Below are 19,672 nucleotides of genomic sequence, written 5' to 3'. Positions count from 1 at the left end.
TTCTCGATTAAGTTGTTGAATTTGTTTGTGGATGTTGTAATGCAAATAAGATACCATCAACCTGACTGCCATATATTTTACAGTAACTCATTTGACTTATTTGCATATTTGTTTCTTTTGCAACATGCTGAATATAATCTTCTGAATGACGAAAATAATCTCCTTTGTTTACAAAGTCAATACCTTTACCTTCCTTTCTTCTTACTAAACATACAATAACCCCTTTTTTGTTTGTCAATCCTTTTGCTAGTTCCAATTCTGCTAGAAAATCATGTAGATAGTGTAGCACTTCAGCAAAGATAATTACATCATACTGCTGGTTCTTCTCTTGTTTAAGAAACTCTTTCATTTCTGTATGTATTAACTCATCGTAAACAGGTTTACCTTTTATAAGGCATCCTCTTGCAATATTGAGCATTCTATTTGAGATGTCAACTCCTGTTATGCGACTTCTAATATTACTTATTTTTAGGAAGTGACCACATATTCCAGTACCGCAACCAAGGTCGAGTATATTCAGTTTAGAAGTGGAGTTGTTAAAGACTTTTGTAATTATCATGTGTACGAGTTCATGCCCTCTGTATTGTTTGGCAATTAGCCAATGCTCAACAAAATATTCACCTGTGTAATCAAAATATTGTTTTATGAGATTTTCAGGCAATTCTACGATATCTGATGTGTTTGTTATTTTTTTTAAGTAGTAAGAAGCTTCTTTGTGACTACTATCTAATTTTAGCGTCTTTGTTAAATAATTATAAGCTTTATTAGTATTTCCTACTGCAAAATGACATCTTCCAATATTATACCAGATTATAGGTAAATTGGGGTAGAATATGCTAATTAACCAAAATCTTAACTTTGCATCTGATATATTACCTTTATAGAAGTGATATAACCCGATTTCAATGTTGGTATTTAACAGGTTTTTAGATTTTTCAAGAAACACTACAATTTCTTTATGGAGAGTATTGTATTTATCCATAATGAAATTTTTTACTTTTTTAATATTTAATAAGCCAGTGAGCTTAGATATACAATTTAAAGCAAAGTTTTTTATAAAAGATAGATTACTTTTCATACATTAGAAATACTCCAAATGTTCATTTTCATTTTTAGGTAACTAATTTTAACACATTTTATCTTACAAAATATCTTTTTCATTAATTTTTCTGTACATATCAATTTGTCGAATATTTCTCAGATTGTACTGTTTTAGATTGCTGGTATATTGTTGTTGATAATAATAGGTAAATGTTTTGTGTAAAAAGGCGTTGACATATGATTTATCAGATTGTAACATATAAAAGATTAGTTTTTAGATGTTTGAAAAGTTTTATGGTAGAGATTATTTAATCTCAATTCAATTGTAAGTTAATATTTAACTCTGCATATTCTACATATAGTCAGATAAATAAATTATTAAGAGCACTTGATGGATGCCTTGGCGTTAAGAGGCGATGAAGGACGTGGCAGGCTGCGATAAGCTGTGGGAAATTGTCAACAAATTTTGATCCGCAGATTTCCGAATGGGGAAACCCAACTAGCTTAGCTAGTTATTATATACTAAGTATATAAAGCAAACTTGGTGAACTGAAATATCTAAGTAGCCAAAGGAAAAGAAATCAACCGAGATTCTGTTAGTAGTGACGAGCGAAAGCGGAAAAGGCTAGTGATTTAAAAATAAGAATTAGAATACTCTGGAAATGGTAACCATAGAAGGTGATAGTCCTGTATAAATAGAAAGTTTTTAAATCCTTGAGTAGAGCGGGGCACGTGAAATCCTGTTTGAATATGGGGGGACCATCCTCCAAGCCTAAATACTCCTTAACGACCGATAGTGAACAAGTACCGTGAGGGAAAGGTGAAAAGAACCCCGGGAGGGGAGTGAAATAGAATCTGAAATCAAGTGCTTACAAACAGTTGGAGCTCTATATCAATTTATTGATATTTAGAGTGACAGCGTACCTTTTGCATAATGGGTCAGCGAGTTAATCTATGAAGCAAGCTTAAGCCGGTAGGTGTAGGCGTAGCGAAAGCAAGTCTGAATAGGGCGTTTAGTTTTATGGATTAGACCCGAAACCAAGTGATCTAGTCATGACCAGATTGAAGGTATGGTAAAACATACTGAAGGATCGAACCAGTTAATGTTGCAACATTATTGGATGAGTTGTGATTAGGGGTGAAAGGCCAATCAAACTTGGAAATAGCTGGTTCTCCGCGAAATCTATTTAGGTAGAGCGTTGTATGTATGTTGTTGGGGGTAGAGCACTGGATAGACTAGGGGGATTCATCATCTTACCAAATCTAACCAAACTCCGAATACCAACAATTAATTATACAGCAGACACACTACGGGTGCTAAGTCCGTGGTGGAAAGGGAAACAGCCCAGATCACTATCTAAGGTCCCAAAATTGCAGCTAAGTGGGGAAGGAAGTAGAAAAACCATTACAGCTAGGAGGTTGGCTTGGAAGCAGCCATCCTTTAAAGAAAGCGTAACAGCTCACTTGTCTAAATAAGTTTTTCTGCGCCGAAAATGTACCGGGGCTAAAGCTGTATACCGAAGATGTGGGTGCTTATTGATTTCGATTAATAGGCGCGGTAGCGGAGCGTTCCGTAAGTCTGTGAAGGCGGTTTATGAAAACTGCTGGAGATATCGGAAGTGAGAATGCTGACATAAGTAGCGTAAAAGAGTGTGAAAAACACTCTCACCAAAAATCTAAGGGTTCCTACGTTAAGTTAATCTGCGTAGGGTTAGTCGGTTCCTAAGGCGAGTCCGTAAAGGAGTAGTCGATGGCAATTAGGTTAATATTCCTAAACCTCTTAAGTGTGACGGGTTTTGTATTTGTATAGGTCTTATTGGATTGATCTATGCTTAAAAGAAGCTCCAGGAAATAGCACTTATATTTATGAGGCCGTACCGTAAACCGACACTGGTGGATGAGTAGAGTATACTAAGGTGTTGAAAGAATGATGTTGAAGGAACTCGGCAAATTATACCTGTAACTTCGGAAGAAGGGTAACCTGCTTTTAGGCAACTATGAGTAGGTGGCACAAAATAGGGAGTAGCGACTGTTTACTAAAAACACAGGACTCTGCAAACACGTAAGTGGAAGTATAGGGTCTGACGCCTGCCCGGTGCTGGAAGGTTAATAGGAGGGGTGCAAGCTCTGAATTGAAGCCCCAGTAAACGGCGGCCGTAACACTGACGGTCCTAAGGTAGCGAAATTCCTTGTCGGGTAAGTTCCGACCCGCACGAATGGCGTAACGATTTCTCCACTGTCTCCAACATCACTTCAGCGAAATTGAATTCCCCGTGCAGATGCGGGGTACCCGCGGTTAGACGAAGAGACCCCGTGCACCTTTACTATAGCTTTACATTGCTATTAAAAGTGTGATGTGCAGGATAGGTGGGAGACTTTGAAGTTATGGCGCTAGCTATAATGGAGTCAACCTTGAGATACCACCCTTTACACTTTTGATATCTAACTATGTTTCATTATCTGGAACTAGGACATTGTATGGTGGGTAGTTTGACTGGGGCGGTCGCCTCCTAAAAAGTAACGGAGGCGTGCGAAGGTAAGCTAGAGCTGGTCGGAAATCAGCTTGATAGTACAATGGCATAAGCTTGCCTGACTGCGAGGCTGACAAGCCAAGCAGAGACGAAAGTCGGTCATAGTGATCCGGTGATTCTGTATGGAAGGGTCATCGCTCAACGGATAAAAGGTACGCCGGGGATAACAGGCTGATGGTGTTCGAGAGTTCATATCGACGACACCGTTTGGCACCTCGATGTCGACTCATCACATCCTGGGGCTGGAGAAGGTCCCAAGGGTTCGGCTGTTCGCCGATTAAAGTGTTACGTGAGTTGGGTTTAGAACGTCGTGAGACAGTTCGGTTTCTATCTGCCGTGGGTGAAGGAAATTTGAGAAGATCTGACTCTAGTACGAGAGGACCGAGATGGATATACCTCTGGTGTACCAGCTGTTATGCCAATAGCATCGCTGGGTAGCTATGTATAGATGGGATAATTGCTGAAAGCATATAAGCAAGAAACCCTCTTCAAAAAGATTTCCCAATTAAGGCCGTGGAAGACTACCACGTTGATAGGCTAGGTGTGGAAGCATGGTAACATGTGAAGCTAACTAGTACTAATAGCCTGATTGATTTATTTCCTTTCTATATGTGCATATGCAGTGTTAAATATTAAATTGAAATTTGTTAAGTCAGAAATTTTTATTGACTTGGTGACTATAGCAAAAATGAACCACCCGATCTCATTTCGAACTCGGAAGTGAAACTTTTTAGCGCCGATGATACTTAAAAAGGGAAAGTAGGTCGTTGCCAAGCTTATAAAAATTTCTTTTTATCTATATCTGTTCAGTAGAGCGATGAAACAAGGTAAACATAGAGTAGCTGTGAGGTAATATAACTGATCTTTTAGAACTTTGCGAAAACTTTAAAATAAAAGTAGAAAATTTAAAAGTAGAATTTGTCACCTATTTGCAAATGAGGAGGAGAGATAGCAACATTTAACAAATCATCAAACAATTGATCTTCCGAAAATCAAACTTTATATAATTGAATATTAATTAAGTTGTTGGAGATGAGGAGAAAGAAGAAGTAGCAAACTACCAAAAAGCAGATACATTTGGTCCAATAGTTAGGTGATAATTGTAGCACTCAGTGGATTTTATAAAAATTCAAAACGTGAAAATTATAAGTGATGTTTTTAATGTGAATTGAAAGCGTATCAAATAGTGAATATAGAATTCCCTCAAAATGCAAAAAGGTGTATGAGCAAATCGAATAAGAAAAGTGAGGTTTTGCGCATCAACGTGTTATAATAAAGGTAAACTTGGTTAGTGCTGAAGCAATACTGCAAGTTTTAAAGGGAAAGAAGATTTAAAAGACAGTGTATGTTGCAATCGTAATAGTCGCTGACAGGTACTTTGAAACATAGCTGGACTATTGAAGTTAAAATTCTGGGCTGTTACTTAAAAAACGCATCCACTGAATTATTTATGCTAAAAAAAGCTTTATTAAAAAATGAAACAGAAGTGTAAGAAAGTTGCAAAACGTATAAGGTATTACTTGAAGCTACCTATCTGAAGCAACTGGAGCTTTTCAAGTTGCGAAAAATATTTTAAAATCTGAAAGAATGGTGTGAAATTTTTTAAGTAAACCAGAAAGTATTCCACTATCGCGCTGAACAGCAAATTAGGCATTATATCATTTACTGTAAAAGCTCATATTTTACGTAATCAGAGCTAGGAATTTGAAAGGATAATTTCATTATACTTAACATGGAAACAAAGAGAACTATACAATCCCCTGCCTATCGTTTCTTGAACCACTCCCTTGAACGGATACTTTTACTTTTATCAAACTATTCTCTTATTGTAATAAGTTGCTTCTATATTTAAATTTAGCAACTTCCCTCTAGGATTATCCTTATTTTGTTCTAAGTATTGGCTTTGTTCAAATGCCATTCCCCATTGTGTACGATAGCTAGACTTTCTATATTCATAAAAACTCTCTTCAGCATTATTTGTATCGAGCTTTTTATCTTCTTTTCTTATACTCTCTACCATCAAGCACCCACATCTATTAATTTATTTTAAAAAGTTTACTTATCTTATCATAAAAAATATATCTGTAAATACTTTAGTGAAAATTTCTTCTTATTTTATCTTTCTTTAAGCAAATATTGAGGTCTTTTTGTAAATTTTTATAGCCTGCTTGCATAATGTTTTTATGGGTTAGTATTATGTAATAGTATCCTACATTACTTATATTAGAAATGCTAACTTTAGCTAGCATTCGTAATTGCCTTTTTATTTTATTTCTTTTTGCTGCTTTTCCGACTTTTTTACTGATAGCCAGACCTACTCTAATAACATGAATATACTTTTCAGGTTCTCTTTCTTTTATAGCATATAGTGATATATATACCCCTCGATAAAAAAGACTGTCAGGTGCTAATCTGTTTTTAAAAGCAAAGGAAAACTCTTTTTTTTTATGCTTACTATGCGCATAATTTATTACACCCTAATGAGCGACGCTTATTAAGAATTTTTCTTCCAGCTTTTGTTGACATACGTGAACGAAATCCATGTTTGTGCTTTTTTTTTAAATTTTTTGGTTGAAATGTTCTTTTCATTGTTTTTATATTAATATAACTATTTATTTTAAATTATTTTTCTCTATTGTCAAATAATGGTCAACTTCTATGGCATTCTTATTGAATAAAATTTGATATATGGAAAAATGAATTTAATTATAGGCGTACCTGTTTTACTAATCCTTTTATTTTATTTGAGTAAGTTTCAAGCAGTAAGTAAAGTTAAGTCTTATATATATTTGAGTTGTATGTGGATGCTACCTTGTTTGTTAGCATTCTATGATGGTTATTTTATAACTTCTATTTCTATAGCGTTACTTTTTTTTATGCTGATTTTTATCTTTAAAGGTAAAAGAAATAAGATGGTAAAATTTTTGTTATTTATGGCTTTAGCAATATCACTTTTTATCACTTTATTTATAATGCTATCTATTTTTGTTCAGTCCATTTCTTTTTTTAATAAAGTAGCTATTTCAGAATTCTTATTTTGCTTAAAATGGAAGCATAATGTAGCTATTATTGGCGAAGGAGAGGTGGGATGTTTTGGTATAGCGCCACTTTTAGTGGGGACATTACTTATAACTATTGTAGCAATGTTAGTTGCGGTGCCGCTTGGTTTATTTTCTGCAATATATATTAGTGAGTATGCGAGTGAAAAAGTGCGTTATGTTATTAATACAGCCTTACAGGTTTTGTCTGCTATTCCTACTGTTGTATATGGATACTTCTCAGTTGTATTTTTGTCTTTTTTTATAAAGCAGGTAGCAAATTTTTTTAATTTAAGTATACACTCAGAAAGTGCTTTGATTGCTGGTTTATCGATCGGGGTAATGATTCTTCCTTTTATTATTTCTTTGCTTGAAGATGCTATAAGATCTGTTCCAAAAAGTTTGCGTTATGGTTTTATGGCGCTTGGTGCAACTCCAGCGGAAACTATATGGCATATAACAATACCTTATGCAATGCCTACAATTTTAAGTGCAATTTTATTATCAATTTCAAGAGTGATAGGTGAAACAATGATTGTACTAATGGCTGTGGGAATCAATGCAAATTTGACCTTTAATCCTCTCAATTCAGTTACTACTATCACTGTACAAATTGCTACATTACTTACCGGAGATCAGGATTTCAATAGTGTGCAAACTCTTGCTGCTTATGCGCTTAGTTTGGTGCTGTTTGTTATTACTTGGCTATTAAATGCATTTGCACTATTTATAATGAAACGTAACTAGTAAGTGTTTTAATATTGCAAAATTTCTGTTAATAATATAGGATTTATTTTCTTTAGAAGTTCTTTTATAGAATTTAGTGTTAGGTGATGAAAGAGATGAGTACAGGTAAAGTAGTTAAAATAACTCAAGCAGTTGTTGATTTAAAATTTGAAGACGGGTTGCCTAAGATATTTAATGCTTTAAAAAGCAAACTAAAATGTAAGGGCAAGGAGCTAGTTTTAGAGGTTTCACAACATATAGGTGACAATGTAGTTCGTTGTATTGCTATGGATAGCACAGATGGTATGTCAAGAGGTGATGAGTTTGTTGATACAGGTGCACCAATATCAGTTCCGGTTGGACGCTCAACTTTAGGAAGGATTTTTAATGTTGTAGGAGAGCTTATAGATGAGTGTGGTCCGCTAAAAGGAAAGTATAATTTAGAACCTATACATAGATCACCTCCAAGTTTTACTGAGCAGAAGATACAGGAAGAAGTTTTAGTTACAGGAATAAAGGTTATAGATCTTCTTGCTCCTTATCTTAAAGGAGGAAAAATTGGCTTATTTGGTGGAGCTGGTGTTGGTAAAACAGTTCTGATAATGGAGCTGATTAACAACATAGCAAAAGCTCATAAAGGATTTTCTGTGTTTGCTGGAGTAGGAGAGAGAACGCGTGAAGGTAATGATCTTTATAACGAGATGATTACTTCGAATGTAATAGATATAAATGAGCACGAAAAATCTCAAGCCGTTTTGGTTTATGGTCAAATGAATGAACCTCCTGGAGCAAGGGCTAGGGTTGCTTTAACAGCACTAACTATGGCGGAGTATTTTCGTGATCATGAAAATCAAGATGTTCTATTTTTTGTAGATAATATCTTCCGTTTTACTCAAGCTGGCTCTGAAATTTCTGCTTTGCTTGGAAGAATACCGTCGGCTGTTGGTTATCAGCCAACTCTTGCGACTGATATGGGCGCTATGCAAGAGAGAATAGCCTCAACTACTGCTGGTTCTATTACTTCTGTACAGGCTATATATGTTCCTGCAGACGATTTGACCGATCCAGCTCCAGCAACTACATTCTCTCATCTTGATGCAACCACAGTGTTGTCAAGGCAGATAGCTGAAATGGGTATATATCCTGCTGTTGATCCACTTGACTCAACTTCTCAGTCTTTATCTGCTGAAATCATTGGTGAAGAGCATTATAATGTGGCTTCTGAAGTGAAACGTATATTGCAAACTTATAAGTCGCTGCAAGATATTATCGCAATACTTGGTATGGATGAACTATCTGATGAAGATAAAATTATTGTTGATAGAGCTCGTAAAATTCAGAAGTTTCTTTCTCAACCTTTTCATGTTGCGGAGGTATTTACTGGCATGTCTGGCAAATTTGTTTCACTTTCTGATACTATTTCTAGTTTTAAAGGAATTATTGAAGGTAAATATGATCATCTGCCAGAAGCTGCTTTTTATATGGTGGGAAGTATAAGTGAAGCAATAGAAAAGGCTGAATCAATAAAAGCTGAAGTTGGAGCCGGACATTAAAGATTATGAACACTTTTAAGGTGCAATTTTTTTCTCCTGATAATCGAATTTCATTCGATGAAGTGGTTTCGCTTTCAGTGAATGGGCTTGAAGGAGAGCTAGTGATTTTAGCTTACCATTCTCCTTACTTAATTTATTTATTGCCTGGTATAATTACTGCTCAAATGAGTAACCAGACAAAGGAAAAAGTTGTAATTGATAATGGTATATTAGAGGTTGCAAATAATAATTGTAGCATTATAACGAATCAAATTCAGGTTTTTGATCATTTGACTCATGATGAGGAATCATTAAAAGATAAGAGAGTTGGTATATATTTAAGTTATCTTGATGTCAAATCTCTTTAGGGGCTCTTTTTTGTTCAAGAAATAAGTCTACTCTTGTCATCTCAATGTTTGTCGTTCAAGTAGCTGACACACAACTCGGATGACAAGAGGGGCTACTTGAATAAAGAAGCCGCTGGTCTCATGTGCATCTTTAAACATTTCCACGCTGACTTTGGCTACACACCTTTGAGGGACTGCTGATTAAGTCTAGAAGTGAATTACAGCAATCATCATCACTATAAAATGCACTATCAGAGCTTGAAGATCTAGATTTTCTTTCTGCATTATCAACTTCCCCTACAAGCTGATCAGATATTTTTGCACGATTGTTCAAAGGTTCCTGTTGAGAAATCTCTGTACTTAACATTTCTACTTGGTTATTTAGATGTTGCTCTTTACCGTTTAGCTCTTCTCTTTCTCCCGTTATTCTTTCAATTTCCATATCTTTAATCTTTTCTTTCAATATTTCAATCTCATTCTCATACTCTTCAAACTTTGGTTCTATAAATGAACGGTATTGATCCATTATTTCTTCTTCCATCTCCTGCCGTAACTGTTCTCTTTGCCTCTCAATTTGCTCATCTTTAGTCTCTAGCTCTCCCTCTGACGATTTAAAATCCCACTTTTCATCCCACTCTAGCTCACTTACCTCTTGTTCATCAGATTCTAAATGTGCGTTATGCTCACTTTGCAAATTTTGCATTTGAGGTTTTAAATTCGTTAAACGTTCATCCTGCCGTAACTGTTCTTCTTGACTCTTAATCTGCTTATTTTTAAGCTCTACCTCGTTCTTTAACTCTTCATATTTCCACTTTAGCTGATCTACCTCTTGTTTATAAGATTCCAGATTTGTGTTTTGCTTATCATCTAAGCTTTGCATTTGAGATTTTAAATTCATTAACGATTTACTGTGTTCATCTCTCATGCGTTCTACTTCCTTTTCATTTTCACTTGCATCTTCTTCTAATTTATTCACTTCACCTTTCAGTTTCTCTCGTTCTGCATTAGCAATTTCCAACTTTTTCTTCAGGTCTTTCTTTTCTTCATATGCACCTTCAAGTTCTTGTATTTTCCCTTGCAGCTCTGTTGATATATTTTCTAGCTTCTCATCTTTTTGTGTTAGTCCAATTTGCAATTTTACGTTTTTTTGCTTTTCTTCTTCAAGTTTATTCTGTAAATCACTATTGCACTTCTCTAATGCTTCAATTTCTTGCTTAGCCTCCATGAGTTCCTGTTCTGATTTTTTTTGCTTTATTATGCAATTACTTAACAGCTGGTCTAATTCCTCTTGCAATTTTCTTACCTCACTTGTCAACTCTTCTTTTTCTACATTAGCAACTTCCAGCCTCTTCTTTAGATCTTCTTTTTCTTCTTCATACACTCTCTCAAGTTTTTGCGCTCTTTCTTGCAGCTCTGTTGACATATTTGCTAGTTTTTCATTTTTTTGTGTCAGTTCAGTTTGTAATTTTGCATTTTCTTGCTTTTCTTCTCCAAGTTCATTCTGTAAGTCACTATTGTGCTTTTCTAACTCTTCAAGTTCTTGTTCAGCCTTGTCGAACCTATATCGTAATTCGTTCCTCTGCTCATTTAATTCTCTAATTTCTTGCTCAGCTTTTGTAAGCTTTTGATCTAGTTGTTGTGAATTAACTTCTGTTTGAGTTGCAATTGCCTGAGTTGCAATCTGCTGTGGATTAACCTCTGATACATTGTTGCTAGTGAAAGAAAGAATAGGATTGCTTTTAGCATCATTTTCAAGATCTTTCATCTTTTCGTCTTGATTGATTACGATATGTTCGTTATTTTGCAGATTACTAACAGCCGGTGCAATGTTAGCATTTTTGTTCTTTTTCAATAATGCTTTTACAGCATCATGTAGAGAGAGGTCTTGAATATATAATTCTTCATTTTGTCTTATTAATTCCAAAAACTCCTCAGGTGGCGATTCAAAATCTTTACCATTAAACTGTAGTACTTTAGCTATACCAGAATTACTTACATTCATAACCATAGTACAGGTAAAAGTTTTCCCATCCTTGTCCTGCACAGGCCAAGTGCTTGTCATTTCATAATATGCACCCTCTTTAAATTCATAATGTCTTTCCTTACCTTTTCGGTAAGCGTATATGTCATGCTTTTTATCGCAATAGATATTCAATGTGCTAATATCCCTTTCTTGCTGTAAGATATCACTAATTCTTATTGGCTCACTTCTATTGTAATTAATAAGATTAATGTTTAACACTTTATCAGAATTGTTAGTTTCTACATAAAAAGCTCGAAGGTCTATGTCTTTGTCTCTAAAATACTTACTTACAGCTTTTTTTGCCTGATTTGCTAATTCTATAAAGTTTTTTTTAAAGCTCTTGTTGAAAGATAGATCTATATATGCTTGCTTAAAATTTTCATCATTTGTTAAATCCATGAGCAAGTCATAAACCTCCCATTTTTCCTGACAATGTTCTTCTAAAACAGTAATGCTATTTTTTCTTTTCAGCTCTGCTAATATGTTTTTCAATGTCGGGAAATTTGTTGACATAGTATACCCCTTGTTACTATTGTTCTGATAATATATTTACTTTAGGAGTGATTAACTCCTTTTATATTAACCTTTTTAGTTGAATTTAATTGCGAGCGTTAAACTCGAACTTAGTCATTTTGTTTATTGTTCCTCACTACCTATTTGTGTTACTATACTAATAGTAGCACTAAGTTTTAGGCTATGCAAGAATTTCTATTGAACGTAAAGCTAGTAAACTTCAGAAATTGGTTATGCTAATTTTGTTAATAAAATGCAACCAATTAAGGAAAGCGCTATACTGTGTCTCAGTGCAATATTTTCTTTCCTAAAGGACTGAAAATTGAGTTGAGTTAAAAATCCGATTTTATTTAATACTTTTCAAAGATGACAATATTTTGTAAAAATAGGTTTTTAATAGGACAATAATATGGAAATTTTTCTTGATAGTGTTGATTTGAATGAAATTAAGGAGCTAAAAGAGTTCATTGATGGCATAACAACTAATCCTTCTTTAATAGCAAAATCTGGACATAAAGATAAGTACGAAGATTTAGTAAGCGAAATATGCTCTATTATAAAAGGGCCTGTTAGTGTTGAAGTTGTTGCAGATAGCCATGAAGATATGGTTAAGGAAGGCCTTAAGTTAGCGAAAATCGCTAGTAATATCGTAGTAAAGTTACCTCTTACACATGAAGGATTAATTTCTTGTAAAAAGTTGTGGACAGAACATAAAATACCTGCTAACATTACATTATGTTTTTCTCCTGGACAAGCACTGTTTGCCGCTAAGGCCGGTGCTTGTTTTATTTCTCCCTTTGTTGGTCGCCTTGATGATATAAGCTATGATGGCTTATCGCTAATAGAAGATATATGCACTATATATTCTAATTATAATTTTAAGACAAAAGTTCTTGTTGCATCAGTAAGAAGTCCAGCACATGTAATAGAAGCTGCACGGCTTGGTGCTCATTCAATTACTGTGCCAGCAAAAATACTTAGACAGTTAATTAATCATCCACTTACTGATCAAGGGCTCGCAATATTTGAAAAAGACTGGGGCGTAAAACAATAAATGACATTGCTAAAAAAGACATAAAAACACAATAATTTATATAAAAAGGACATAGGTACCATCTGTCCTTTAAAGACATGTAGGTCAATGATATGCGTAATTCAGTGTTTTAAACATGATAGTCCTCCACTAATAAAAAAGATTGAGAAAAATGTATACAGCTACGACCGAAGTATAGCTAAAATATATTTTAACTGAAGATTATAGATTAATTGAATTGAAAAGTCTGCAGACGAAGATAGATTCCGAGCTCTAGAACACCTTCACTGTGCATGGTAACAAAACTATTAGAGTTTGTCAAGTAATTTTTTATCGTAATTTTACGAACGTGCCATGCCAGTAATTATATCTAGTTAAATTTGTAAAGTAATACAGTGTTTTCGATAGTTATAAAAAAGCTGGATTTCAGTACTGGAGTAACATTTTGGAAATTGGGATGAAAAGAGGGAAAGTACTGGTTTGAAATTAAGTTTTCTGGATTCCAGTGCTGGAATGACAAGAGAGGAGCTCCAGGTACAGCTGTTACCTATAGAATGGCAGTACTAAAATGATAACAAACTGAATGACATATTTAATCTCTATACAGATGTACATCACGCACCGATTTCCATTCAAGGTAATGTCATTCCAGCACTGGAATCCAGTTAGATTTACGAGTATAAAATTAATACAACATTTTTGATGATGGAAGCCATTACTAGGATAACAAGAAAGGAAGTGCTGATTTCAGTGTTTATACGTTAGCCATGCATCTAAAAATTTATAAACAAAAGATTACACTTCACAACTTTGTGATGGAATAAGTTTTTCAATGCTGTTGACGCAAAACTCAGTTGTATTATTAGCTATTTTATCGAATTTATCATTTATATCCTTACCTATTTTTTCATCTTTAATATATTCATACAGAGCTAAAATAGCTATAGTTGAACATATTGCGATGAAACTAACTTTTGCTGTAATAAGTAATGATATCCCACCTGCAAGTATGGACACTGCTCCAATAGCTAGGTTTATAATTTTATTTTGTGTTGATTGATTCTCTTTATCCTCTAAAACGTTTGATATTGCTTTTGAGGCAATTTTTATTGCTATTGCTGTAGTTGAGATTATAATAAACATCATAGCTATTTTTGCTAAGAGAAAAATTGATGGTAGCATTATTACAAGAAACAGTGAAGCACCTCCTATAAATAACCATTTCTCATTTATTTTTTTAGACTGATCTGTATTATTAGGCATTGCAACCCTCCACTTTCATTAACAGTTTATTCATATAATATGAAACATGCGATAGTCAAGATGTTTTTGTGTGGAGAAGCTTGCGATTGAGTTTTGAAGAGCTTTAGCTTTACAAGATGGTAGATTTGGTGATTATCGTAAGATTCTTGCAGTCATTTTAGTGGGAAGAATTTGTAAAATATTAAAAAATAACCGCCAGAAAATTGGAAACGCTATAACTTTCTTTCCTTTAAATATACTTTTTAAAATATATGCTGCAGCTTTTTCTGGCTCCCATATGAAGGGAAGTGGTTTATTAGACTTAAACATATCTGTTTTTACTGGCCCTGGCATTATGGTGATAAACTTTGTGCTACTGTTAGCATATTGGATTTTTAGTGATTGAAAACAACTTTTTAGTGCTGCTTTGCTGGCACAGTATGCAGAAGCATGTGGTGTTGCATGCATAGCAACAAGAGAAGATATAACCGCAAAAGTTGCCAAGGAATTATGATGAATCCATTCTTCAATCCAGTTGATAACGCCAAAATAATTGGTTTCAAATGTTTTTCTATGAATGTTGGTATGAAACTTATCTTCTATTTCGCCACATCCTGCATTAAGAAAAAAGAGATTTGGTATAATATTTTGCTTTTTTAAAAAATCAGACGAGTTTTTAATATTTTCACTTTTGCTTACATCACATGTTATAGGTAAAAAATTACTACCTAATTCTTCTTTTAATTTTTCCAGTTTTTCAGTGCGCCTTGCAATGCCAACCACAAACCATCCATCTTTAATGAGCAACCGTGCTAGACTTTCTCCAATGCCAGATGATGCTCCTGTAATGAGACAAGTTTTTCTATCCATGTGAATTTACATAACGTGAAGTATGAATGTAATGACTATTGCCTATTCACACAAGTTAAGTTTGCTATAATTTTGCTAAATAATAAAAAAAGAAAGCTACTTATAATTTTGAATTTTATATAAACTTAAAGGGAAGTTTAGTATTTGCTTACTTGTAATTTAAAATTCTTATATAATATTTTAAATGAGTTGAGAGAATTAAATGCAGGATGCAGCTTTAGTTTTACAAGATGGCAAGTGCTTTTTGGGAAAATCGGTAGGTAAAAGAGGCAAATGTATAGGTGAAGTTTGTTTTACCACTGGTATGACAGGTTATCAGCATACTATAACCGATCCTTCTTTTGCTGATCAAATAATAGCGTTCACTTTTCCTCATATTGGTAATGTTGGAATAAATCACAAAGATAATGAAGGAGAAAAAGTTTTTGCAAGTGGTGTGGTTATGCGTGAACTTTCTCCTATGTCTCACTCTTCTTCATATATTAGTTTAAATGATTGGTTGGAGAAAAATAATGTAGTTGGGATATCGGGAATTGATACTAGAGCTTTGACGAGATATTTGAGAAAACATGGATCTCAAAATGGAATGATATGTCCGTCAAGTGAGGCACATATATTAGATGAATTGAAGAAATACAAATCTGTAAATGGAATAGAAATAACTAAGAAAGTCAGTTTAAGTAATAACTTTCAAAGCGCTCTTAATGCAAAATATAGGATTGTAATTGTTGATTTCGGTATAAAAAATAGTATAATCTCACGCTTAGTAGAACTTGATTGTACGGTTGAATTAGTCAAACCAGATACAGGTTTTGCTCACAAAATATTAAGCATGAATCCAGATGGTATAGTGCTTTCAAATGGCCCTGGTGATCCACAAGAGATAGGAGAGAGTGTAATTTCAGAAATAGAAATTATTGTGAAATCTAAAATACCAGTTTTTGGCATATGCCTGGGCCATCAATTACTTGCAGTTACTTTGGGAGCAAAGACTGTCAAGATGGATATTGGTCATCGAGGGAGTAATCATCCAGTTTATGATCTGGAGAGTAAAAAAGTTGAGATAACTAGCCAAAATCATGGTTTTGTTGTTGATTCAGCTTCTCTTCCAAGTAACGTTGAAGTTACTCATATTTCTCTATTTGATAATAGTGTAGAGGGGATAATGATGAAGGATTACCCAGTCTTTTCTACTCAATACCATCCAGAAGAAGCGCCAGGTACACATGATTCACATTACTTGTTTGGGCGTTTTATTGACAATATTTTGTTATATAAAAGTAAAATCTAACTGAAATCAGTTAGATTAGCTTTTATTACTTGATCTTTTGGATTTGGATGTTTAATATTAGGAATAATAAAACTTAAGTTAAGGTAGTGTTCTCTTAACAGATTTTTGTGGAGGAGTGACCGAGTGGTTAAAGGTAACAGACTGTAAATCTGTCCGCATTGCGTACGTAGGTTCGAATCCTACCTCCTCCATTGTGCGGGTATAGCTCAATGGTAGAGCTCTAGCCTTCCAAGCTAGTGACGTGGGTTCGATTCCCACTATCCGCTCTTTTTTTTGTTGTATTTATATAAAATCAACATATTATTTGTTGATGTATTTATATTTTAGGTAGAAGAGTTAAAATTATGACAGCGATAGTAGAAGCATTTGGAAAGCCGCATGTAAACGTGGGAACGATAGGACATGTGGATCATGGGAAGACAACGTTAACAGCGGCGATAACAAAGCATTATGGTAATTTTGTAGCATATGATCAAATAGATAAAGCGCCAGAAGAAAGAAAGAGAGGTATAACAATAGCAACAGCGCATGTTGAATATCAAACAGAAAAGAGACACTATGCACACGTTGATTGCCCTGGACATGCTGATTATGTAAAGAATATGATAGTAGGTGCAGCACAGATGGATGCAGCGATATTGGTAGTGTCAGGGGTTGATGGGCCGATGCCACAAACGAGAGAGCATATATTGCTGGCAAAACAGGTGGGTGTTGGATATATCGTGGTATATATAAATAAAGCTGATGTTGCTGATGCTGATATGATAGATTTGGTAGAAATGGAAGTGAGAGAGTTGCTGAGTAAGTATGGATTTCCAGGTGATGAAGTGCCTGTGATAGTTGGGTCTGCGTTAAAAGCATTGGAGGATGATAGTAGTGAGTATGGAAAGAAATCAATAGATAAATTGATGGAGAAGTTAGATGAGTATGTGGCAGCACCTAAAAGGCTTATAGATTTGCCGTTTTTGTTGCCAATAGAAGATGTATTTTCAATATCGGGCCGAGGGACGGTAGTAACAGGAAGAATAGAGAAGGGGGAGATAAAGACAGGGGATGAGATAGAGATAATAGGTCTGAAAGCGACGCAAAAGACGATATGTACTGGTGTTGAGATGTTTAAGAAGTTGCTAGATAAGGGAAGTGCAGGACTCAATGTAGGAATACTACTAAGAGGAACAAAGAGAGAAGAAGTGGAGAGAGGGCAAGTATTGGCAAAACCAGGGACAATAACCCCGCATAAGAAATTTAATGCGGAGGTGTATATATTGAAGAAAGAAGAAGGAGGAAGGCATACACCATTTTTTGGAAATTATCAGCCACAGTTTTATTTAAGGACAACGGATGTAACTGGGAGCATAAAATTGCTAGATGGAAAGGAGATGGTAATGCCAGGGGACAATGTAAGTATAGAAGTGGAGTTGCAAGTACCAATAGCAATGGATAAAGGATTACGTTTTGCGATAAGAGAAGGTGGTAGAACTGTTGGTTCTGGCGTTGTTTCGGAAATTTTAGAATGAGTGTAATAACTAAGATGAAGCAAGATATATATATTAGAATCAAAGCTTTCGATTGTTCTTTGTTGGAAAAGTGTATTCGCGAGTTTATTGATCAATTAAAGCAGTTTAATGCAGATTTATCTGGTCCGATTGCGTTGCCAAGAAAAGATTCTAAATTTACTGTTAATAGGTCTCCTCATGTTGATAAAAAATCTCGTGAGCAATTTGAAATGAGAATTTCTAAGCGGTTAATTATTGTACATAATCCTACTTCTACTATGATGAAGATGCTTGCAGATTTATCTTTTTCTGCTGGTGTAGAAGTGGATTTAAAGGTTAAGGAAGTTAATATTTAGGAAAAGGAAATGAAGAGAATAAATTCGCTTAGGAGGATTGGTTTGCTAATGACGAATGTTGGCCATACTGCTATGTATTTTGATAATAGTCGCATGGCTGTAACCTTATTGCATCTCAGCGAAACTTATATTATCGATATAAAAGGACAAGATAAATGTGGCTACAATTCAGTTATTTTAGGCACAGGGGATTTAAAAAAAATAGCAAAACCTCAGTTGGAATATTTAAAGAAAAAGGGTATAAATAGTAAATGTAAATTATACGAAAGTAGATTAACTGATCTATTCGGAATAGAATGTGGTAAAAAGGTGGGGGTTAATCATTTTGTAGTTGGTCAATATCTTGACATTACGGGTTATTCTTTAGGTAAAGGGTTTGCTGGTGTGATGAAGCGGCATAATTTCAGTGGGCTTAGGGCATCTCATGGCGTTTCTATTGCTCATAGATCACAAGGTTCTACTGGTCAATGTCAAGATCCTGGTAGAGTATTCAAGGGGAAGAAAATGGCTGGTCATTTAGGTAATAGCAGAGTAACTGTACAGAATATGAAAATATTATCCATTGATTATGAAAATAGCATAATTGCTGTAAAGGGTAATAATGTTCCTGGGTTTAAAAACTCTTATGTTTTTGTGAGAGATGCGGTTAAAAAGCCTTTACATAAAGATGTTCCTTTTCCAGCAGGTCTGCTGTTGAATATGAGTGATGATGCTAATAATTTGGTGAGTTAGTTATGGAATGTGAATTAGTTGATCTATCTAATAATAATGTAGGTAGTGTTGAGCTTAATCCCTTGATATTTTCTGCCAAGCAAAAATTGAGTATTTTGCATGATATAGTGAGATGGCAATTAGCAAAGAGAAGAGTTGGTGCTCATAAAACAAAGGGTATCAGTGATGTTTCTGGTACAACAGCTAAGCCGTATGGTCAAAAACGTACCGGTAGGGCGAGACAGGGGAGCTTGCGGTCTCCTCAGTTTAGAGGTGGTGGAATTATTTTTGGTCCTGTTGTGAGGAGTCATGCTTATTCTCTTAATAAAAAAGTACGTAAATTTGGTTTGAAAATTGCTTTATCTCTAAAATATTTAAATAATCAAGTTATTGTTCTTGATAGTTTAAATGTTGATGTGAAGAAAACATCTAAAATGTGTGAATATATTAAAAATTTTAAATTTTCTTCTTTTTTAATAGTTGGTGATTATGGAGATGATTTGTTACGTGCTGCTAAAAATTTGCATTATGTAGATTTAATCAAACCTATTGGGTTAAATGTTTTTGATATATTGAATCATGAATGCGTGATGTTAACAAAAGACACTTTAAAGCATCTTGAAGGTAGATTGTTATGATTAAATATAATAATATAATAAAATCTCCTGTAATCACAGAAAAGGCTTCTCTTTTAAGAGAGAAGTTTAATAAATACTCTTTGTATGTTTTTGTAAATGTAAATAAGCGTCAAATAAAATCGGCAATAGAGTCTTTATTTAATGTCAGAATTTCTTCTATAAATGTTATTAGAGTTAAACCTAAATATAGACGTTTCAGGGGTGTGGTTGGTTGTAAAAAACAGAGAAAAAAGGTTTATTTTTCTTTGATAGATGGTCAAAAATTAGATATAATGAGCGTTTAA

At 34.4% G+C, this 19,672-nt stretch carries 17 protein-coding genes, 2 tRNA genes, 2 rRNA genes and 1 pseudogene; 15 read left to right on the top strand and 7 right to left on the bottom strand.

Annotation, left to right across the window (positions count from 1 at the left end; all coding sequences use genetic code 11):
* Positions 1-7 precede the first annotated feature (7 nt).
* Entirely contained in the window at positions 8-1,078 is a 1,071-nt protein-coding gene (locus OPR30_RS05025; RefSeq protein WP_265030541.1) for a methyltransferase domain-containing protein, read from the bottom strand.
* A gap of 331 nt (positions 1,079-1,409) precedes the next feature.
* Between OPR30_RS05025 and OPR30_RS05020 the strand changes: the two genes are divergently transcribed.
* From OPR30_RS05020 to OPR30_RS05010, 3 genes and pseudogenes are all read left to right on the top strand, one after another.
* Positions 1,410-4,174, top strand: a 23S ribosomal RNA gene (locus tag OPR30_RS05020).
* A 67-nt stretch (positions 4,175-4,241) separates the two neighbouring features.
* Positions 4,242-4,348: ribosomal RNA gene (gene rrf / locus OPR30_RS05015) — 5S ribosomal RNA — on the top strand.
* A gap of 191 nt (positions 4,349-4,539) precedes the next feature.
* Positions 4,540-5,350: pseudogene (locus tag OPR30_RS05010) on the top strand (IS66 family transposase); the annotation flags it as partial.
* A 32-nt stretch (positions 5,351-5,382) separates the two neighbouring features.
* Here OPR30_RS05010 and OPR30_RS05005 read toward each other — a convergent pair.
* The 3 genes from OPR30_RS05005 to rpmH all read right to left on the bottom strand — a co-directional run bounded on the left by OPR30_RS05005 (position 5,383) and on the right by rpmH (position 6,161).
* Positions 5,383-5,592, bottom strand: coding sequence for a hypothetical protein (locus OPR30_RS05005; RefSeq protein WP_264374615.1), 210 nt, complete (start codon positions 5,590-5,592; stop codon positions 5,383-5,385).
* Between the two features lie 73 nt (positions 5,593-5,665).
* Complete coding sequence (rnpA, locus tag OPR30_RS05000; protein WP_080589533.1) at positions 5,666-6,043, bottom strand: ribonuclease P protein component; 378 nt, start codon at positions 6,041-6,043, stop codon at positions 5,666-5,668.
* Positions 6,027-6,161 carry a 50S ribosomal protein L34 gene (rpmH, locus tag OPR30_RS04995; protein WP_010404613.1) on the bottom strand — a complete coding sequence of 45 codons (135 nt, stop codon included), beginning with the start codon at positions 6,159-6,161 and terminating at the stop codon, positions 6,027-6,029. The genes rnpA and rpmH overlap by 17 nt, the downstream gene beginning before the upstream one ends.
* Before the next feature lie 107 nt (positions 6,162-6,268).
* Here rpmH and pstC point away from each other — a divergent pair, with 107 nt between their 5' ends.
* The 3 genes from pstC to OPR30_RS04980 all read left to right on the top strand — a co-directional run bounded on the left by pstC (position 6,269) and on the right by OPR30_RS04980 (position 9,236).
* On the top strand, positions 6,269-7,357 hold the full coding sequence (gene pstC, locus OPR30_RS04990; RefSeq protein WP_265030540.1) for a phosphate ABC transporter permease subunit PstC: 1,089 nt from the start codon (positions 6,269-6,271) through the stop codon (positions 7,355-7,357).
* A gap of 95 nt (positions 7,358-7,452) precedes the next feature.
* Entirely contained in the window at positions 7,453-8,889 is a 1,437-nt protein-coding gene (gene atpD / locus OPR30_RS04985; protein ID WP_264374808.1) for a F0F1 ATP synthase subunit beta, read from the top strand.
* 5 nt (positions 8,890-8,894) lie between these two features.
* Positions 8,895-9,236, top strand: a complete 342-nt coding sequence (locus OPR30_RS04980) for a F0F1 ATP synthase subunit epsilon (RefSeq protein WP_012482002.1) — start codon at positions 8,895-8,897, stop codon at positions 9,234-9,236.
* Between the two features lie 130 nt (positions 9,237-9,366).
* Here OPR30_RS04980 and OPR30_RS04975 read toward each other — a convergent pair whose 3' ends face one another.
* Positions 9,367-11,751 carry a coiled-coil domain-containing protein gene (locus tag OPR30_RS04975; RefSeq protein ID WP_265030539.1) on the bottom strand — a complete coding sequence of 795 codons (2,385 nt, stop codon included), beginning with the start codon at positions 11,749-11,751 and terminating at the stop codon, positions 9,367-9,369.
* 409 nt (positions 11,752-12,160) lie between these two features.
* Between OPR30_RS04975 and fsa the strand changes: the two genes are divergently transcribed.
* A complete protein-coding gene (gene fsa / locus OPR30_RS04970; RefSeq protein WP_007302527.1) occupies positions 12,161-12,805 on the top strand; it encodes a fructose-6-phosphate aldolase in 645 nt (214 codons plus the stop codon).
* 774 nt (positions 12,806-13,579) lie between these two features.
* Here fsa and OPR30_RS04965 read toward each other — a convergent pair.
* Positions 13,580-14,047, bottom strand: coding sequence for a hypothetical protein (locus OPR30_RS04965; protein WP_265030538.1), 468 nt, complete (start codon positions 14,045-14,047; stop codon positions 13,580-13,582).
* 132 nt (positions 14,048-14,179) lie between these two features.
* Positions 14,180-14,896 (bottom strand): SDR family NAD(P)-dependent oxidoreductase, encoded by a 717-nt coding sequence (locus tag OPR30_RS04960; protein WP_264374618.1) that lies wholly within the window; start codon positions 14,894-14,896, stop codon positions 14,180-14,182.
* A 202-nt stretch (positions 14,897-15,098) separates the two neighbouring features.
* On the opposite strand from OPR30_RS04960, the gene carA reads away from it, so the two are divergent.
* From carA to OPR30_RS04920, 8 genes are all read left to right on the top strand, one after another.
* Positions 15,099-16,187, top strand: a complete 1,089-nt coding sequence (gene carA / locus OPR30_RS04955) for a glutamine-hydrolyzing carbamoyl-phosphate synthase small subunit (protein WP_010407192.1) — start codon at positions 15,099-15,101, stop codon at positions 16,185-16,187.
* A 109-nt stretch (positions 16,188-16,296) separates the two neighbouring features.
* Positions 16,297-16,378 (top strand) — tRNA-Tyr (locus tag OPR30_RS04950).
* 4 nt (positions 16,379-16,382) lie between these two features.
* Positions 16,383-16,453: transfer RNA gene (locus OPR30_RS04945), tRNA-Gly, on the top strand.
* A 78-nt stretch (positions 16,454-16,531) separates the two neighbouring features.
* Positions 16,532-17,704, top strand: a complete 1,173-nt coding sequence (gene tuf, locus OPR30_RS04940) for an elongation factor Tu (RefSeq protein ID WP_265030537.1) — start codon at positions 16,532-16,534, stop codon at positions 17,702-17,704.
* A 14-nt stretch (positions 17,705-17,718) separates the two neighbouring features.
* Positions 17,719-18,039, top strand: a complete 321-nt coding sequence (gene rpsJ / locus OPR30_RS04935) for a 30S ribosomal protein S10 (protein ID WP_012482004.1) — start codon at positions 17,719-17,721, stop codon at positions 18,037-18,039.
* 9 nt (positions 18,040-18,048) lie between these two features.
* On the top strand, positions 18,049-18,771 hold the full coding sequence (gene rplC / locus OPR30_RS04930; protein ID WP_029237662.1) for a 50S ribosomal protein L3: 723 nt from the start codon (positions 18,049-18,051) through the stop codon (positions 18,769-18,771).
* Positions 18,772-18,773: 2 nt separating this feature from the next.
* Positions 18,774-19,388: a 50S ribosomal protein L4 gene (gene rplD / locus OPR30_RS04925; protein WP_006012216.1), complete on the top strand. Its 615-nt coding sequence runs from the start codon at positions 18,774-18,776 to the stop codon at positions 19,386-19,388.
* On the top strand, positions 19,385-19,672 hold the full coding sequence (locus tag OPR30_RS04920) for a 50S ribosomal protein L23 (protein ID WP_010404680.1): 288 nt from the start codon (positions 19,385-19,387) through the stop codon (positions 19,670-19,672). Before rplD ends, OPR30_RS04920 begins: the two co-directional genes overlap by 4 nt.

This window comes from Wolbachia endosymbiont (group B) of Athalia cordata, assembly GCF_947251845.1.
GTDB lineage: Bacteria > Pseudomonadota > Alphaproteobacteria > Rickettsiales > Anaplasmataceae > Wolbachia.
Note: the sequence above shows the minus strand (reverse complement) of the source record. Positions and strands in the feature narration are given on the sequence as shown.

Bases quoted from the DNA above. Each gene is read 5' to 3' on its own strand.
- carA (WP_010407192.1), top strand. From the start codon at position 15,099: ATGCAGGATGCAGCTTTAGTTTTACAAGATGGCAAGTGCTTTTTGGGA.
- fsa (WP_007302527.1), top strand. From the start codon at position 12,161: ATGGAAATTTTTCTTGATAGTGTTGATTTGAATGAAATTAAGGAGCTA.
- rpmH (WP_010404613.1), bottom strand. From the start codon at position 6,161: ATGAAAAGAACATTTCAACCAAAAAATTTAAAAAAAAAGCACAAACAT.
- OPR30_RS04980 (WP_012482002.1), top strand. From the start codon at position 8,895: ATGAACACTTTTAAGGTGCAATTTTTTTCTCCTGATAATCGAATTTCA.
- OPR30_RS05025 (WP_265030541.1), bottom strand. From the start codon at position 1,078: ATGAAAAGTAATCTATCTTTTATAAAAAACTTTGCTTTAAATTGTATA.
- tuf (WP_265030537.1), top strand. From the start codon at position 16,532: ATGACAGCGATAGTAGAAGCATTTGGAAAGCCGCATGTAAACGTGGGA.
- OPR30_RS04965 (WP_265030538.1), bottom strand. From the start codon at position 14,047: ATGCCTAATAATACAGATCAGTCTAAAAAAATAAATGAGAAATGGTTA.
- OPR30_RS04960 (WP_264374618.1), bottom strand. From the start codon at position 14,896: ATGGATAGAAAAACTTGTCTCATTACAGGAGCATCATCTGGCATTGGA.
- OPR30_RS05005 (WP_264374615.1), bottom strand. From the start codon at position 5,592: ATGGTAGAGAGTATAAGAAAAGAAGATAAAAAGCTCGATACAAATAAT.
- rplD (WP_006012216.1), top strand. From the start codon at position 18,774: ATGGAATGTGAATTAGTTGATCTATCTAATAATAATGTAGGTAGTGTT.
- pstC (WP_265030540.1), top strand. From the start codon at position 6,269: ATGAATTTAATTATAGGCGTACCTGTTTTACTAATCCTTTTATTTTAT.
- atpD (WP_264374808.1), top strand. From the start codon at position 7,453: ATGAGTACAGGTAAAGTAGTTAAAATAACTCAAGCAGTTGTTGATTTA.
- OPR30_RS04920 (WP_010404680.1), top strand. From the start codon at position 19,385: ATGATTAAATATAATAATATAATAAAATCTCCTGTAATCACAGAAAAG.
- rpsJ (WP_012482004.1), top strand. From the start codon at position 17,719: ATGAAGCAAGATATATATATTAGAATCAAAGCTTTCGATTGTTCTTTG.
- rplC (WP_029237662.1), top strand. From the start codon at position 18,049: ATGAAGAGAATAAATTCGCTTAGGAGGATTGGTTTGCTAATGACGAAT.
- OPR30_RS04975 (WP_265030539.1), bottom strand. From the start codon at position 11,751: ATGTCAACAAATTTCCCGACATTGAAAAACATATTAGCAGAGCTGAAA.